Origin of the sequence: Adhaeretor mobilis (assembly GCF_007741515.1) — a bacterium.
In the GTDB taxonomy this organism is placed as follows: domain Bacteria; phylum Planctomycetota; class Planctomycetia; order Pirellulales; family Lacipirellulaceae; genus Adhaeretor; species Adhaeretor mobilis.
In genome coordinates this window covers 5710569-5727604 of sequence record NZ_CP036263.1, presented here as the reverse complement: position 1 = coordinate 5727604, position 17036 = coordinate 5710569, and the positions used below count along the sequence as shown (strand labels likewise).

12 protein-coding genes are annotated in these 17036 nt (G+C 55.9%); 4 read left to right on the top strand and 8 right to left on the bottom strand.

Annotation, left to right across the window (positions count from 1 at the left end):
- Nucleotide 1: 1 nt before the first annotated feature.
- The 6 genes from HG15A2_RS22570 to hpf form a co-directional block, all read right to left on the bottom strand.
- Entirely contained in the window at nt 2-496 is a 495-nt protein-coding gene (locus tag HG15A2_RS22570; RefSeq protein WP_218932184.1) for an FxsA family protein, read from the bottom strand.
- A 209-nt stretch (nt 497-705) separates the two neighbouring features.
- On the bottom strand, nt 706-2424 hold the full coding sequence (locus HG15A2_RS22565) for an Rne/Rng family ribonuclease (protein ID WP_145063579.1): 1719 nt from the start codon (nt 2422-2424) through the stop codon (nt 706-708).
- 176 nt (nt 2425-2600) lie between these two features.
- On the bottom strand, nt 2601-4343 hold the full coding sequence (gene ptsP, locus HG15A2_RS22560; RefSeq protein ID WP_145063566.1) for a phosphoenolpyruvate--protein phosphotransferase: 1743 nt from the start codon (nt 4341-4343) through the stop codon (nt 2601-2603).
- Between the two features lie 566 nt (nt 4344-4909).
- Nucleotides 4910-5263 carry an HPr family phosphocarrier protein gene (locus HG15A2_RS22555; RefSeq protein ID WP_246117831.1) on the bottom strand — a complete coding sequence of 118 codons (354 nt, stop codon included), beginning with the start codon at nt 5261-5263 and terminating at the stop codon, nt 4910-4912.
- Between the two features lie 87 nt (nt 5264-5350).
- Nucleotides 5351-5836: a PTS sugar transporter subunit IIA gene (locus HG15A2_RS22550; protein ID WP_145063564.1), complete on the bottom strand. Its 486-nt coding sequence runs from the start codon at nt 5834-5836 to the stop codon at nt 5351-5353.
- 96 nt (nt 5837-5932) lie between these two features.
- Nucleotides 5933-6337 carry a ribosome hibernation-promoting factor, HPF/YfiA family gene (gene hpf, locus HG15A2_RS22545; protein WP_246117830.1) on the bottom strand — a complete coding sequence of 135 codons (405 nt, stop codon included), beginning with the start codon at nt 6335-6337 and terminating at the stop codon, nt 5933-5935.
- 371 nt (nt 6338-6708) lie between these two features.
- Here hpf and HG15A2_RS22540 point away from each other — a divergent pair, with 371 nt between their 5' ends.
- Nucleotides 6709-8109, top strand: coding sequence for a hypothetical protein (locus tag HG15A2_RS22540; RefSeq protein WP_145063562.1), 1401 nt, complete (start codon nt 6709-6711; stop codon nt 8107-8109).
- Nucleotides 8110-8538: 429 nt separating this feature from the next.
- Here the strand turns inward: HG15A2_RS22540 and HG15A2_RS22535 are convergent, their stop codons facing one another.
- Nucleotides 8539-9108 carry a hypothetical protein gene (locus tag HG15A2_RS22535; RefSeq protein ID WP_145063560.1) on the bottom strand — a complete coding sequence of 190 codons (570 nt, stop codon included), beginning with the start codon at nt 9106-9108 and terminating at the stop codon, nt 8539-8541.
- Nucleotides 9109-9521: 413 nt separating this feature from the next.
- Here HG15A2_RS22535 and HG15A2_RS22530 point away from each other — a divergent pair, with 413 nt between their 5' ends.
- Both HG15A2_RS22530 and HG15A2_RS22525 read left to right on the top strand, forming a co-directional pair.
- Nucleotides 9522-11765, top strand: a complete 2244-nt coding sequence (locus HG15A2_RS22530; protein WP_145063558.1) for a glutamine synthetase III family protein — start codon at nt 9522-9524, stop codon at nt 11763-11765.
- 125 nt (nt 11766-11890) lie between these two features.
- Nucleotides 11891-12970, top strand: coding sequence for a potassium channel family protein (locus tag HG15A2_RS22525; protein WP_145063556.1), 1080 nt, complete (start codon nt 11891-11893; stop codon nt 12968-12970).
- Nucleotides 12971-13113: 143 nt separating this feature from the next.
- On the opposite strand, the gene HG15A2_RS22520 is transcribed toward HG15A2_RS22525, so the two are convergent.
- Complete coding sequence (locus HG15A2_RS22520) at nt 13114-15324, bottom strand: tetratricopeptide repeat protein (RefSeq protein ID WP_145063554.1); 2211 nt, start codon at nt 15322-15324, stop codon at nt 13114-13116.
- 426 nt (nt 15325-15750) lie between these two features.
- Here HG15A2_RS22520 and HG15A2_RS22515 point away from each other — a divergent pair, with 426 nt between their 5' ends.
- On the top strand, nt 15751-16902 hold the full coding sequence (locus tag HG15A2_RS22515) for a site-2 protease family protein (RefSeq protein ID WP_145063552.1): 1152 nt from the start codon (nt 15751-15753) through the stop codon (nt 16900-16902).
- Nucleotides 16903-17036 lie beyond the last annotated feature (134 nt).

The following is a 17036-nucleotide window of genomic DNA, read 5'->3' as shown; positions in this document are numbered from 1 at the left end:
GTCACTCTTCAACCCGGGTTTCTACCACGCGCGCATCGATCACTTCTCCCTGCGGCAATGGCTTATCCGTTGTCTGAGAATCTTGTCGTTGGGCCTCATCGGAAAACTGTTGCCAGATGTTGCTCGTGGTGACCTGCACATGTCTGGTGAACCAGGCGGTTGCGATCTTGCGCACCACACTTCGCACCGGCGGCAGAAGCAGGGCAATGCCGGCGATGTCGGTAAGAATGCCCGGTGTGATGAGCACCACGCCCGCGATGAGTATCAGTACGCCGTCGACAATTCGCGCCGTTGGCATGCGACCTTGTATGATTTCTGCACGCAGGGCGTTTAAGGCCAAAAAGCCTTGCAGCTTCGCCAACCACGCACCTACGATGCCTGTGCCGAGTACGACGGCAATGGTCGTAAAAAAGCCGAACTGCCCACTTAGTCGGAACAACAGCCACACTTCGAGCACGGGAATGAGCGTGAACAGTAGTAGTAGGCGGAAGAACATCGTTGGTTCAGTTCGGGCTTGTTCTTGTATTCTTGTAGGGTACTGCCGAGCACCGCGAGGCATACCATGAAACAGGGGCACGGTATGCCTTGCGGAGCTCGGCATACCCTACGGCTTGATCGACGCGAGTTGCCAAAATGAGCCTCGCGTCGAGCAAGCTCGGCAGCTAACGATGCCCACAACACCGTTGGCTACGGGATGACGAACTCTCAGCTATCTACCACGCGAATCTCGCGACCGCTTTCATCTTCGCAGGCGATGCGCAAGAACTCTGGCGATACGTCCTCGCGGCTGTCAACGAGCAGTTCGATATCGTGGACGTCTTCGATACGGGCTAGCTCTCGCCGCTTGCGGTTGTTGATGTAGCTGGCCACATCTTCTTCGATTGCGACGGTTAGCTTCTTTACGCGTGTATCCTGTGCGGCCATGATGAGCTTGCGGACCACTTCGATCGCCATGCTTTCGGAACTCTTCACCACGCCGGTTCCCGAGCAGCCGGGGCATTCCTTGTAGACGCTGCGTTTGAGGCTGGGACGAATCCGCTGGCGTGTCATTTCGATCAGGCCGAAGGGACTCGTGCGCAAGATCTTGGTGCGTGCTCGATCGCGTCGCACTGCGTCGCGGAGCGTGTTCTCTACTTTGCGACGATGACGATCGTGTCGCATGTCGATAAAGTCGTTTACCACGACGCCGCCCAGATCGCGCAGGCGTAGCTGTCGAGCGATTTCCTTAGCGGCGATTTGGTTCAAGCGGAATGCGGACTCTTCAGCAGAGCCATCTGTGCGGAAGCTACCGCTGTTCACGTCGATCGCGACAAGTGCTTCGGTTTGATCAATCACGATGGAACCGCCCCCTTTGAGTGGCACCTGGCGGTGATTGATCTGGGCGATCTCTTCGTCGATCTTGTACTTATGGAACAACGGCTCCTTGCCATCGTAGAGTTGCAGCCGACTCGCGTAGCGGGGCATCGTGATTTGCAGGAACTCTTTTGCCCGTTCGTAGGCTTCCTCTTGATCGATATGGATCGAATCGACTTCGCTGGTGAAAATGTCGCGAATTGTCCGAATGATCATGTCGGACTCTTGGTAGATATCACACGGAGCGGGCGTGGACTTGATGCGTTTTACAATCGTTTTCCACAGACGTAGCAAGTACGCCAAGTCGCGGGACAGTTCGCTCTTGGTACGATCGGTGCCCGCGGTGCGTACGATAAATCCTAGGCCCTTCGGCGGGCTGAGGTCGCGAAGGATGTCGCGCAGCCGGCGGCGGGCTTGCTCGTCTTCGATCTTGCGCGAAACGCCGATGCGTCCTAACGCGGGCATCAGCACCAAGTAACGGCCTGGGATGCTGATGTAGGTGGAAAGCGTGGGCCCTTTTGTGCCGATGCCTTCTTTGATGACTTGCACAAGCACTTCGTCGCCGCGGCGGAAAATGTCCTGAATCGGTGGCTTCACGCGCGGACGTACGCCAGGTCGCACTTTGCGCTGCTGCGGACGCTTCCGAGTACGGGTGCCTCCCCCTTGCTCGCGCTCTTTGCTTTCCTCACCCCCTTCTTCGCCATCGAAGTCGTCTTCGTCGTGCGAGTCGCTTGCCGCGCCATTGGAACTGCTGCGTTCTTTTCGCTCCTCGCGATCGTCGCGCTGCGTTCCATCCGGCTGGATCGGCTTGTCGGGGTCGAACCCACCCTGACGGAAGTACTGCGACTCTACGTCGCTGATATGTAGGAAGCCATTGCGGCCCACGCCAAAATCAACGAACGCCGCCTGGATGCTTGGTTCTAGGTTTACGATTTTGCCTTTGTAAATGTTGCCGACGTAGTTGTCTTGGCTACTTCGCTCAACGTACAGCTCTTCAAGCTGGTTGTCCTCAACAATCGCAATCCGGCATTCCTCCGGCTGAGCGACGTTGATCAGCATTTCTTGTTTCATTTTGGGTTACTTTCTTCAAATGGTTCTATGGAAGCGAGGGGTCATTCACCCTCGGCTTCATTCGTTGGATATGTCTCGTAGGGTACTGCTGAGTGGAGCGAGCCAAACCTGACTCTTCTGCATGGTATGCCTCGCTGGGCTCGGCAGTACCCTACAGCGTTTGTTATGTCACTCCATCACACCGGCAACTCCGGGAATACTCCTGATAATTCATCTCTCAAATAGGTCTTGATATCGCGAGCGTTTTCGAGGGTCATTACGTGTTGGGCAATCGCCTCACATTGCGCAATGGAAACGCTGCGACAAACGCGTTTGATCTCTGGCACCGCGGCGGGAGTTACGCTCATGCTGCGCAAACCGAGACCCAGAAGTAGCATTGTGTACATCGGGTTGCCACACATTTGGCCGCACATGCTGACCGGGCGATCTGCTGCCTTGGCGGCATTGACTGTGTCTCTGATGAGCCGTAGCACGGCAGGATCGGCGGCCGTGTACAGGTTGGCTACGTCCTTGTTACTCCTGTCCACCGCCAAGCAGTACTGAACGAGATCATTCGTGCCGATACTGAAGAAGTCTGCCACTTCGACAAAGCGGTCCATCATGACCACCGCCGAGGGGACCTCGACCATCATGCCAACTTTGATGTCCCGATCGAATGGAACCCCAGCTTCTTCCAGATCCTCCATCGCATCGGCGAGCACCATTTTTGCTTGCCGAAACTCCAGCATCGTGCTAATCAGCGGGAACATCAGACGGATGTTGCCATGCACGCTCGCGCGTAGGATCGCTCTCAACTGGGTACGAAACAAATCGCGATTACGTAGTGCTAGGCGAATGCTCCTCAGGCCGAGAAACGGGTTGCGTTCGTCCTCGGGGTTGGGCAGCATGCGCATTTTGTCGGCACCCAAATCGAGCGTGCGCACGACCACCGGTTTGTCCCCCATCGCCTTGGCCACGCCGCTGTATGCTTCGTAGTGCGTGTCTTCACTCGGGTCGTCTTCGCGACCCAGATACAGAAACTCCGTGCGATAGAGCCCGATACCATCGGCACCGCGCTCCAGGCACTGTGTCACTTCGTGGGGGAACTCGATATTGCCCAGCAGTTGGACGACCTGGCCATCGGTGGTAATGGCAGGCAACTCGCGCAGGGTCTCCAGCTTCGCGGCCAAGGAACGTTGCTCTTCGACCTCATGGCGATAACGGGCGAGCGTTTCTTCATCCGGGTTCAGGATGATCTGCCCCTGATCGCCATCGATGATCACCGTATCGCCGCCCGACACGTCTGTCAGAAACAGGCCCACGCCCACGACCGCGGGAATACCTAGGCCTTCAGCCACAATTGCTGTGTGACTACCCGGTCCACCCACCTCGGTGACCATGCCCATGACGAACTGCGGATTCAAGTTAGCCGTTTCGCTGGGCGTTAAGTTGCGAGCGAGCACCAACACGGGCGAAGTGACTTGCGAAAGCTCCTCGCGCCGCATGCCTAGCAAATTACGCAGAATGCGCTTCTCGATATCGAAAATATCGTTCGCCCGCTCGGCCATATATTCGCCGTCCAGGGACTCGAAGATCTTCGCATATTTCCGCAACGAACGGCTTACTGCGTACTCGGGCGAGTAATGCCGAGTGCGGATTAACTCTTCTACTTCTTCATGCAGTCGCTTGTCTCGCATCATCTGCAGATGGGCAGAAAAGATGGCGGCGTACTCATCGCCTAACTCTGCGGCTACGCGATCGCGATTGCGTTCGACTTCGCTCGTGGCCGATTCGAGCGCCTTGTGCAGGCGATCAAGTTCTTCCTCGACGGCATCGCGCGGAAGGAACCGCCGGGGGATCCGAAATCCCTCGTTATCGAGTACCAGCGCTTCACCGATGGCCACTCCGGGCGATACGGCAATTCCCTGTAGGCGTTCCATTACGCCCCCAAATTAAAATAGGTTGGGGCGTCAGTACACGAGCGCGAGCACCAGCAAGAATCCCAAACACGATCGCCACTTACGGCCTAGCAGCCCCAACGGGGGCCTATCCGCAAACTCGTTCGCAAACGAAGTCACGCAGCGATCCAAGGTTCCCCTTAATCAATCTCTCGTAGTTCAACAATTCACGTCATGCACTTTGGTGGTTTTGCCGAAGCGCGTTCGTAAGAAACGCGTTTCCAGTAGCGGCGGCAAGCGGCATGTTTACGTTGATGGTCGCTCCAAAAGAGAGTCGAAGGAGGTCTCGGTTCGCTCGCAGTTTGCGTGCGATTTGCTTGCGACTCAGCTTGATTGCAGCTGGGCCACAAGCGGCATTTGGTTTCTCTTGCCATGGTCTTCGCAACAAGCGGTATGACGCACGACGGTTTGAGCGACAAGAGGTTCGCGATCTGTCTCGGGGGGCGAAAGCGTGACAGCGGTATACCATTTAGCAGTGGTATTATAGGGCGGCTGTCCGGCTCGCTCCGATCTATCTAGCGTTCTTGCTACTCATTGTTTCATTTGACTCATTGTTTCATTGACTCAGTCTTCGATTTGTCGTCGACAAAATCACTCTCTACTAACTGCACCAGGGCATCGACCGCCTCCTGGGCGTCCGGGCCTCGGGCGCTGAGCGTAAGCTTAACCCCCTCGCGTGCGGCTAGTGTCATCACGTGTATGATGCTTTTGGCATCTACACTGAAGGTCTCGTGAGATATCGTGATCTCTGATTCAAACTGCTCAGCCAATCGTGCAATTTGTTCAGCAGGACGGAGGTGAATCCCCTGCGGATTGGTCACCACCACGGTTCGTTGGACGGGCTCGTTCATTATTTCTCGCAGGTTTGTGGAGCCGGCAAATAGGGTTGCCGTGTCAGTCACGCCCCAGCTTCTTAGTGTCTGTCTCTCATTTGAGGCTTTAGGCCGTTGGCTCTCGCGGGAAAGCGAATAACCAATAGCTAACTAGTCCTACTTAGCTTTAGCGCCGAACTTGTTCGCGTCCGCTTCCTCAAGCAGTTGCCACACGTCGTCGGCTTCTTTGGTTTGTTTCAGGAAGCTGCAAAAAGTGTCGTCACGCAGCTGCCGTGATATGTTCTCTAAAGCTCGCAGGTGGTCGCCTGGCCGGTCGGGGGGGGAGATCAGCAAAAACAGCAGATGCACCTTTTCCCCATCAAGGCTGTCGAACTCCACGCCCTCTTCACTTACGGCCACGGTGCCAACAAGTTCGGTGACACTCGGGTGTTTTGTATGCGGAACCGCCACACCTCGGCCAATGCCGGTGCTGCCTAGCTCTTCTCGCTTGAGAATCGCTTCTACAATACCGTCAAACTGGTCCTCGCCAATCTTGCCCGCTTCTTTTAGCGAAGTGGCCATCGCGCGAATCACTTCTTCCTTGGCGGTCGCTTCAATATTCGTGCGAATGGCATCGCGACAAATGAAATCTACAAAATTCATACGTATCTGACCTTTAATCAATTGCTCGTTGAGTTGTTTTGAACCCCTAGTTTGCGGAGCTATCTCCGCGGCTAAAGAGGGGCGATTAGGCTTGGCTCATTCTTCTTCATCATCACCGACAGTTATTTCTTGGCGGCGAGCGTCTGGGTTGCGATGTCGTTCCTGCACTTTGGTCTTGTACTTGCGGAGCTGCTGTTCGAGCTTGGCAATTGCCGATTCCACCGCCCCCAGCAAGCTGTCTGCTCGCTCTGCCGTTTCGTGAGCCACAAAGTCGTGCTTGTGCTCGGCCGAAACTTCCAGAGTCACCTCTGGGTGTTGCTCGTTTTTCAAATCGATGACGATCTCGATCGAAGTAATCCGATCGAAAATGCGGGTCAACTTGTCGGCTTTCGCCTTCAGCTTCTCCTGCGAGGCTTCACTCAGGTGACCGTGTCGGGTGGAAACGCTGATTTGCACGTATTGCTCCTTCGGTGCTGCAGGTAACTCCAGGCTGCTCGCCATGTGGAATTAAACCACCTTGGCGATCAGACCAGCCGTTAATCGTTCTGGGTAGAACTGCATTTTAGCGGGTCGAGGGCAAAGCGACAAACGGGCTAAAAGGGCCCAAATCGTAGTATTTCTGAGCCGCAGGCTCTGAGGCGGGGGAGATCTCGCCCGGAAAGCCGCGCTTGGGAGGCTTGGGGGAGAACTGCAAAGTCGCTGATTGTGGGGATTCGCTCCACGAATCTTGCTGACGGTGAACAAGATTCGCGGAGCGAATCTCGACTATGCGATCCCCCTGGAGAAGGCAACCATAAGATTTGAAGCATTCGGTGTGCCTGCTAGAATGGTCTTTCTACGACGAAATTTAACCCCGCTTGCCGGCAGACCTAATGATTCGCACTCGAAATTTGCTTCTCTCACTGACTCTGGGAATACTGGCCGGAGCTTCATCGGCACTGGAGACAGCTGCTCAGCACTATCAGCATGCCCAAACCCTGATGGCCAGCGTTCACTATGACGGAAACGTGTTCGGCACCCACGTGGAAATTGAAGGTGATTTGGTGATAGTACGAAGTGGGACTAGGTATGCTACTTCAGACGTACCTCGCACCCACATTTTTCAGCCTAGCACGGAGGGCATCTGGGAAGAAACTCACTTGATCGGTTATGACGACCTACTTCCTCCTGGCGATAGCTTCGCTGATCGATTCACCAGAGGCCTCTATATCGGCCAGGAAACGGCCCTGAGCAATGGCACGATAATTATTGGACAGACTTTTGGGGATCTCGGGTCTCACCTTGATGCTGTCACCTTTGCTGAATTGGGGGAGCATGGGTGGCAGGCTAGCAAGCCAGGCTTGAAAACTCCTGCGATGCTTGAATACTCTCCCGGTTATACGGCACCGGGTAGGTCTGTTGCCATTTCGGGAGAGACTGCAATCGCTGGTGACACTCATGGCAGTCGCGATGGTCGCTCGAGCGACAATGAAGGCGTTATTCTTGTCTACGAAAAGGATAATAGCGGGCAGTGGAGAGCTGAGCAGCTGATCTCTCCCAATAATTTTGGCTCGTTCAGTATGTCGCAAATCGGGTATTCAGTTGATCTAAGCGGTGACACCGCGATCTCCATTACTCACCCCGGCAGCAGAATTGGTGCAGGGACAAGATCGGTAGGGCTGTATTTCTTTGATCGAGACAGTAGTGGCCAATGGACTCAAACAGACCAATTCGCTTTCGAAGCCGAGAATCGACTCCCGCCTCCCGAGGAATTCACCCTACTGGACAGCTTCAGGTCAGGTTCAATCCGCCTCGAAGGTGACGTCGCCGTTCTCAGGGGCGTCGATGAGTCATTAATCATGACAAGAACTCTGCAGCAAGCAGGAGGTACTCCTGCCAAGTGGGAAGAATCCACCAGACTGCAGGGGGCTAACAGTTCGAGTGGGAGGACGGTCGACATTGAAGGAAACATCCTAGCCATCGGTATGGCTGGGGAAACTGGCGAACCCAATCGCGTTGAACTGTATCGTCGCGATACCCAGAACAGTTGGAATATTTTCGATACGATCACCTCACCCGATTCCGATTACGACCCATTTTTTGGAACGAGCGTTTCCTTGGATAATGGCCGACTACTCGTAGGCGCGGGGCCCTATTTGGGGACTAGCGAGGTCCCCGGTGCCGCGTTCCTCTTCGTTAACGTGCCGGAGCCCGCCTCCGCGTTTCTACTGGTACTCAGTTTGGCCCTCCTCGCTCCCAAGAGAACGAGACGATTAGTGCCTCACAATAGGTAGCTCACTAGAGCTAGCCCTCTTCCTCGCTACTTCTAGTCCTGGCGCTGGTCGCACTGGTGCGAAACCATTTCTCAGGCCGGGGTGCTTAAGCAACCCGGGCCACCCCACCAGATCACGATATTTGCCACGCAGCAGCTCACCAATTAGGATGAGTCCCCGCGAACCGGAAGCGACAGCCCAGCTCAGCTGATTGTCCTCCTCCCTTCAACGAGACGCGCCATGCTAATCTCCTCTCGTTTATTCCTGTCTCGTGTGATTGTGTGCTGTGCGGTATTGGCGACTCTTTTCGTCGCCTACGATGTCGATTCCAAGAAGTCAGCCCCCTTACCGGACCCTCACATGGCCTGAGAGAGATCGCCCAGGCTCTTGCCGCAGGCTCCGAGGCTGCACTCGACAGAGCCTACATGAGGCACGAGCTACAGATGAGGGTTACGTTGCGTTCTGGTAGCAATAGTCGAACAGCACTTCCCATTCGATTTGTTGAGCATGTAGGCAAGCTTCGTGAACTGCTTGATCGTCGTGGTCGCCGTTACGGAGTGCGGTTTGACAGGCATCGACAAAGCTGAATGGGTCCCAATCGCCGCCGGCAAGAATTGCCTCAGCTCCTGCCACTTCTTCAGCAACGCGGGCGGCGATATCTGCGAAAACTTCGTGATCGCCCACGTTGCGGAACCAATACTTCGCGTTGGAGAAATCCCCTTCGCGGCGGTGCATGATGCCGTGCCAGAAGCTGCCTTCCGGGGTCTTGATCGTTTGGGAGAAGTTGTGCGACTCGTCAAGAAAGTCGTGCAGTAGCCACACGCCAGCGAGTACGCAGTGGGCTAGGGAATCGTCGGTGATTTTCGTATGCGCAAATGCCGCTTGCGTGTTAGCAGCATTCTCTTGTAACGATTGCCCCGGCGCTGCTAAGCCACAAGTGGCATCGAGCGGCCGGCGGCGATCGATGTCGATTAGCTCAGCGAGGACAGGGCCGTAATCGGCGGGATTGAATTTGTGCATGATCGTTGAAATCTCTAAGAGCTTTGGTTAGCCGACGACCTTGGTCGCCGCGCGACAGTCAAATGGGCACCAGTCAAATGGATACGGTATTGAAGCTGGTGAATGCGCGGCGAGCATGCTCGTCGGCTAACGAAGGTGATTTGCGTCAGGGCATAGCACAGCCAACCGCCTAAGCTAACCCATCGCGTGCCCATAATCCACGCACGCATCGCTCATGGGTTGGGCGATCTTGTGACCGCTTTTCGTAGAACTCTCTAGAATTAGGTCTTATCACGACTGGCACAAGGTTTGCGAACAAAGTCTGGATTGCCTCGCAATGGATTGCCTAGGGCTGAAACTTTGAGGGAATAGGCAAGTGACTGCCTGACGTCCTTCAGCTCCCCTTCTTCCTTCTATTTGGTTAGGCGAACACCGTGTCCACGACTCTCACTAAAGGTAGCAACAGATCCACTTCCGGCGGCGGTAGTTCCCCCGCATCCTCAGCAGGCTCTGCGCGAGCGGCAGCCATTTCTTCAGTGGTGAATTACAAGGCGGGCAGTGCTCAGGGCTTTGCGGAAGAGGATACGGGGGAACTGTTCAACTCCAGCGTTTTTTCTAAAGCGGAGATGAAGAAACGACTCCCGAAGGATGTCTTCAAGACACTTACCAAGACCATCGAAGCAGGGCAGAAGCTGGATTGCTCGACCGCTGATGTCGTTGCTGCCGCCATGAAGGATTGGGCGCTCGACAACGGAGCCACTCACTATGCTCACGTCTTCTACCCGTTGACGGGACTCACAGCCGAGAAGCATGACAGCTTTCTCTCGCCCGATGGCGAGGGAGCCGCCATTGCGGAGTTCAGTGGCACACAGTTGATCCAGGGTGAGCCGGACGGTTCCAGCTTCCCTAGCGGTGGCATTCGCGTCACGTTCGAAGCCCGAGGCTACACGATCTGGGACGTCACCAGCCCGGCATACTTGCTAGAAAATGCTAACGGTTCCACGCTCTGCATTCCCACGGCGTTTGTCTCTTGGTCGGGTGAAGCGCTCGACAAGAAAACGCCTGTACTGCGGTCGATGCAAGCCCTTAATAAGCAGGCCCAGAGGATTTTGAAACTGTTCGGGCACGACGACGGGGCGCTGGTTTCTTCTACGGCCGGTCCTGAGCAGGAGTACTTCCTGATCGACCGCCACTTTTACTTTTCTCGGCCCGACTTGCTGACAGCCGGTCGCACGCTGTTCGGCGCCAAGCCCCCCAAGGGTCAGGAGTTCGACGATCATTACTTCGGCGCAATTCCTGATCGTGTGCTCGCCTTCATGCTTGAGGCGGAGCGTGAACTGTTTAAGCTCGGTATTCCTGTCAAAACGCGCCACAACGAGGTTGCCCCAGGACAGTATGAAATCGCCCCCATGTACGAGAGTGCCAACGTGGCGGCTGATCACCAGCAGCTGACGATGACCATGCTCAAGAAAGTTGCCGAGAAATACGGCATGGCCTGTCTGATGCATGAGAAGCCCTTCGCTGGGGTCAACGGTTCCGGCAAGCATGTGAACTGGTCGATGGGTAGCTCCTCGCAGGGGAACTTGCTCGACCCGGGTGATACGCCACACGCGAATGCTCAGTTCTTGCTGATTTGCGCTGCCGTGATCCGTGCCGTCCACAAGTACCAAGGGTTGTTGCGTTCGGTGGTAGCTTCAGCCAGCAACGATCATCGGCTGGGAGCCAACGAAGCCCCGCCGGCGATTATCTCGATTTTCTTGGGCGATCAACTGACCGACGTGTTTGAGCAAATCAAGTCTGGCGGAGCGAAATCCTCACTCCCCAAGGGGCAGCTCACGGTTGGGGCGGATGTGCTGCCGGCGTTGGCTAAGGATGCTGGCGACCGCAACCGCACGAGCCCGTTTGCCTTTACGGGAAATCGATTTGAGTTCCGGGCGGTTGGTTCCAGCCAGTCGATCTCCGGCCCCTTGGTCGCCATGAACACGATCATTGCGGAGTCGCTAGACTTCTGTGCGTCACACCTCGAAGAAGCGACCGGCGGCGATCCCGAGAAACTGCACGGTGAACTGCAGAAACTACTCACCAACATCATGAACGAGCATGGCTCGATCGTCTTTAACGGTGATGGTTACAGCGACCAGTGGCACAGTGAAGCAGAGCAACGTGGTCTGCTGAATCTCAAGACCACAGCCGACGCATTGCCCGCGCTGCAAGCTGAGGAAGTGCGGGAGCTGTTCGAGAAGTACGAAGTCTTGAGCAAGCGCGAGCTGGAAAGCCGCCTAGAGACCTATCTTGAGCAGTACTGCATGACGATTGCCGTCGAATCGAACTTGACCATCGAAATGGCGCGGACGCTGATTTTCCCTGCGGCGGTTCGCTATCAAAATGAGTTGGCAGCGACTTGCGCCAACTTGCAAGCCCTGGGGTATGAATTCGACACGGAGACACTCGACAAGGTCACCGGCCTGGTGAAGGCGTTGCAAGATAGCGTAGGCGAGCTAGAGTCTGCCGTCACGGAAGTGGCCTCGGACGATTATCATGCCGAAGCGCGCCATTGCTGCGATGTCGTGCTGCCCGCGATGAGTAAGGTTCGTGATGCCGCTGACAAGCTGGAAGGCTTGGTGGCAGACGACCTTTGGCCGCTACCGACCTATCAGGAAATGCTGTTCATTAAATGATTCACTCCTGCGTGAGGGTTTGGGGTCACGGAAGACCATAACCCTCATGCGGGATGCTGAGCCTGCAAGTCTGCGCTCGTTCATTCTGGATGGCCTGTTAGCTCAACATTGCCTGTTAGCTCAACATGAAAAGCACGCCTGCTCCCGAGCCATTTCGTAAGGTCCTCATCGGGGCGGCTCTGTTTTTCCTGATCTGCCTGTTGGCCGTGGCTGGCTACATGGCCGCTGGCTGGAAGCTCGCCGACTCGGTCTACATGGTGGTGATCACCATCTTTGGGGTCGGTTACGGAGAAGTTCAGCCCATTGAGTCGTTTGGCCTACGAGTATTGACCATCTCGGTGATCGTCCTGGGTTACGGGGCGCTAATCTACATCGGTGGAGGCTTCTTGCAGATGCTCATCGATGGCGAATTGAACCGTTCATTAGGAGCACGAAGAATGACCAAAGAGCTCGAGCAAGTGAAGAACCACACGATTTTGTGTGGCGTCGGGAGAATGGGATCGATGCTCGCCAGGGAATTGCATGCAGCTGGCAAACCCTTTGTGGTGATCGATCGCAACGAGCGGCGCTTGCAAGAAGCTGCCGAGGCGGGCTATTTGATCATTGATGGCGATGCTACTGAGGAAAGTATACTCGAACAAGCTGGGATTCATCGAGCCGCGACGGTTGCCACGGTGCTCTCTGAAGATGCTCTTAACTTGTTTGTCACGATTACCGCCAGAGAGATGAATCCCCAGCTGATGATCATTGCACGGGGTGAGAACCCACGCACGGAAAAGAAGCTGCGCAGCAGCGGAGCGGATCGCGTGATCTTGCCGACCGCTATTGGTGCTGCCAAGGTTGCCCAGCTGATCATTCGCCCTTCGGCAGAGAACCTGCTCGAGCAGATCACCCACCAGAGCAGCGTCAACGAGGAGCTCGACCAAATCGGCCTGCAATTTGAAGAGATCCAGGTTACCGCCGATTCGCAATTGGTGGAGAAGACCCTCGGCGATATCGAAGTCCGCGGCAACCAAGGCTTCCTCATCGTGGGGGTCAGGAGCGAGGGCGGCAAGTTGCTGCTTAACCCCTCGCCCAGCACCCCCTTGGCCGCAGGCGACACGGTGATCGTGCTGGGCCACCACGACGACATCCCCCAGTTAGAAGCCAAGTTCAAGAAAACCGCAGTCCCAATTATGTACCGCGGGGTGGCAATGAACGGGTAGCTCGCCTTGAGGAGCAAGGTGTCTAGAGATGCCAGTAGGCCTCTTGTTTGTACAGCAAAAAGACTGGCACCCTAGGTAGGGTGCCAGTCTTAGGGTTGGTGCGTTTTTCCCGATCCAAACTGGATCGGCAGTGGTCACTTCTGCTAGCGACGTTGCGAGTTTCTGCGAGCGACGCGTTGCTGCGAACTGTTGCCGTTCGAAGTCGTACGGCTTGAATTCGTGCGGGTCCGTGAGTTCGTCTTGCGAGCGATTTGCGTTTGGGCTTCTCGCTGCGGAGCTGTGGGTGTGATGGGCTCGAAGTCTTCGGCTCTTACTTTGCCAAGGGCTCGGTCCATAGCGGCGAGGTTCCCTTGGGCAACGGCTGCGGCGTCGGCTGTGAGCAGGCCTTCGCTGATGCCTTGGGTGACGAGGTCAACACCGTTCTCAGTATACTCGTAAGCCAAGTCGCGTTGACCGACGTTCCAGTAGCTCACGCCCATGCTAACCAGGGCGTCGCCATGACGGCCCGGTGAAGCGAGTGGGGTCACTGGGGCAGAGTTCATCAGGAGTGGGCCCGCATTGTCGTAGTACTCGCAGGCCGTTTCGTGATCGCCGCGATGCACAGCGTGAACGGCACCAATTTGGAAGTAGGTGCGGCCGATGAGGAAGTCCGTATCGGGGCATTCGCTGCGCGTCTCGGCCAACTCAACCAGTTGCGACTGAGCTAGGTCGCCGTAGCGCAACGCCGAAGCGCTCTTGCCGCGACGATGTTGAATGTCTGTCGCGTAGTAGTACGCCAAGCCTAGTTGCCACTGAGTTTGAGCAGCAGCGGTTACGTCGCCGCTGAGCGCGTTTAGCTTGGCGGCGGTGTCTTCCGCTTCAGCGACCCACAGTTTGGGGTCGATGGGCGGATTCAGCTTGGCTCCGGCGGCCAGGGCATTAACGGTGACTTGCAATCGTAGTGGCAGGTTCGTTGCACTACGTTCGATTTGCTCTTCAGCGAGACCCGAAGCGCGGGTGATCCACTGAGCGACGGTTTTCTCTTGGTCTTGCCATTCACCTGCAGCGATGGCCTTGGCGATGGCTAGATGAGCATCGACTAGTAGCTCCCCGGCTGCGGTTGCTGTGCCGGCGTCGGGGCTCGTGGCGAGCTGGTCTGCCAGTTCGATGGCCTTGTTGTGCAACGGTACCGTTTGCTTCGCAATCGTTTTACTTCCAAGCGACGAGAGCAAACCCATTTGGTGTAGCGTTTGAGCGCGGATCAATTTTGAAGTATCTGTCGATTCCAGGATTTCCTGGCATGTGGCAACTGCGTCGCGGTACTTGGCTGTGGCAGTCAAGCAGCGAGCACGTTGTAGCTTGAACTCAGGTGAGTTAGATTCTGGTGATTGGGTATCGCTCTCGAGTGCTTCTTCGATCAACTCCGAGGCAAGCACTGGGCGGCCCAGTTCAAGACCGATACGCGAGAGCTCGTACTTGGCAACGGTAAGGTTTCCGTCGTAAGTGAGAGCGGTTTCGAGATCGGCAATGCGAGCGTCGAAGTCGCGAGCCGGACGCTGTTGAGCCCGCTGGAGGAATTGACTGCCGCTGAGGGTTTGGATGGCAAGTCCGTGGACGAGATGCTCGCCGTCCGCGTTGATGGAAGTGCCATCGGTTGCCAGTTCATGACTGAGCGTGACACCGCGTTCGGGAATAACTGTTTCGGTAACATCGCCCAGTTCGTTGGTGCGAGTGTACGAGTCGAATTCGTTCAGCTGCAAGCGCTCCATGAGCGAGTTGGCTACGAACGGCTCGGCGAGTTGTACCTGAATTTTCACGACCACGTCGTCTTGCAGGCGAACGGTTACGCGAGGGAAACCCTTCAACTCGTAGGCCAGCACATCGGAAGTGGTATCGTCATCGACTGGCGAGCCCCACTCTTCGACGAGTTGAACGCGAGTGGTGGTTCCGGGCGTTGCTCCGAAGAAGCTCGACGGTTGTGGCTCGCCAGACTCGATAGCGACTTCTTCGTTAGATTCGTTGGCCGAAGCGGTATCATCAATTGTGACTTCTTCAACTTCATTGGGCTCTGCGACAGGCGAATCAGAAGCGACAGCAGTCGCTTGAACCGGTTCGTCCGCTAGATCGGGCTCGTAGTCGCTGACGTTTGCGATGGGCTGTAAGGCAGCTTCCGTACCTTCGGCCGTGGTTGTCTGGAGTTGTGTCTTTTCGGCCTTGGCGATGCGATCGAGCGCTTCACCCGCTTTTATGACGACCGACTTCTGGTTCTTTTGCGTGTCGCAATCGACACCATCGGCCCAAGCTAGTGTCGGCGAACCGACAACGGCGATTGCCAAGCTGCCGCGCAGAGCGATAAGTAGAGATTTGCCCACCATGACTCGTTTCCCCCTTGATGATCGCTGACTAGGCCCAGAAGACGCGATCAAAATTGAAAAGTTGTTTTGGTACAAGCTCACCCGCCACTAGCGCGGCCAATCTCCGCATGGCAAGGTGGCTGACTTGTCCTGAGCCAGCCGTTTGCACGCCACCGGCAGTTCCTAAGAACTGCCAGGGCAACGGCAGACTTCTTGTCTGACCATCGTCATCTATCGGCGGGTTGCGTGGTGCGGGTTGCGGAAAATGTGACGAATGTGCAGATATTTTGGTGGGCAGATCCCCCAAGCTACTTTTTGACTAGCGACCGACACGAGCCGCGAGGTTGGGAATTTCTCTCATGCTGCACAACCCCACGGCTCGTATCGGAGGCTAACTGACTTTGTAGAAGCCCCTTCGACTTTCCTTGTTTTCTGCCGTAAGATTGCATGATGGAAAAACGCGAGAATAATGACGAAGACCCTTCTGGGAAGGAGCCCGTGAAGAAGGCCCAAGCGGAAGATGCTGCTCAGAAACCTGCTAGGGAGCCTGCGGAGAAACCGGCAGGTGGCGCGCGCGATCTATCGGTAGGCGATTCATTGGCTCCGGGGCCTGCTAAGCCGCCAGCGGGTCGGGAACCGGCGGCGGACGATCCTTTTCTTGATCCTGTTTACGCTCATTTACCGGAATTGAAGGCCTCCGACTTGTACAGTCCTCCCCCTGTGCGGCAGCGGCGTACTTTACTGCCGATTTTGCTCTTCTTGGCGACCTGTCTATCCACGTACTACGTGGGCGCTGCCGATTGGATGCCAGACCGTTCGTTTGGCGATCTGTCCAAGATGCTAGCGGTGATGGCCAACAATTGGCGGACCGGTCTGCAATACATGGTGGCCGTGCTCGCAATTTTGCTCACGCACGAGATGGGCCACTTCATTCAAACCGTGAAGTATGGCATCTCAGCCAGTTACCCGATGTGTATTCCTGTGCCGTTCAACCCAATCGGTACAATGGGCGCAGTGATCGGCATGGACGGCATGCGCGCCGACCGTCGACAGATTTTCGACATCGGCATCGCGGGGCCGCTGGCCGGCTTGGTGGTGGCGGTGCCCGTTTTCTGGTGGGGCATTGGCGACTTGAAACTCGGCGGCCCCACGCGTCCCGACGAATTGAAACTCTACCTGCCGGTGCTGGGGAGTTGGATGCTCGACTACTTACAACCGCAATGGGCGGGCACGCGATGGATACCACTCTCGCAGGTGAATCCGTACTTCATGGCCGGCTGGGTGGGCATGTTGATCACCGGCTTGAATATGTTGCCGGTGAGCCAGCTCGACGGTGGACACACGATCTACGCACTATTCTTGGATCGCGCTCACACGATTGCCAAAGTATTTACCTCGTTTTGCATTGCCTACATCGTCTTCAATCTCGACCACGCAGTGATGTGGACGCCGATGCTGATTCTGGTAATCCTGATGGGCATTCAGCATCCTAAAACGGCCAACGACAAGATCGACATTGGCGAAGTACGCTGGTGGATCGGGATCGCCAGCTTGAGTATCCCGGTGCTTTGCTTTCCGATTCTTGGGTTTACGATGTAAGGGTGTTTACGAAACTCATTGGACAGGATTTATTCTGAATAGCGATCCTGTCAATCCTGTCACAATAACGGTTCAGTCGAGATCCCGCCTTAGCTGTAGGGTCCGCTGTGCGGATCAAGAACTTTCCTTCGTCT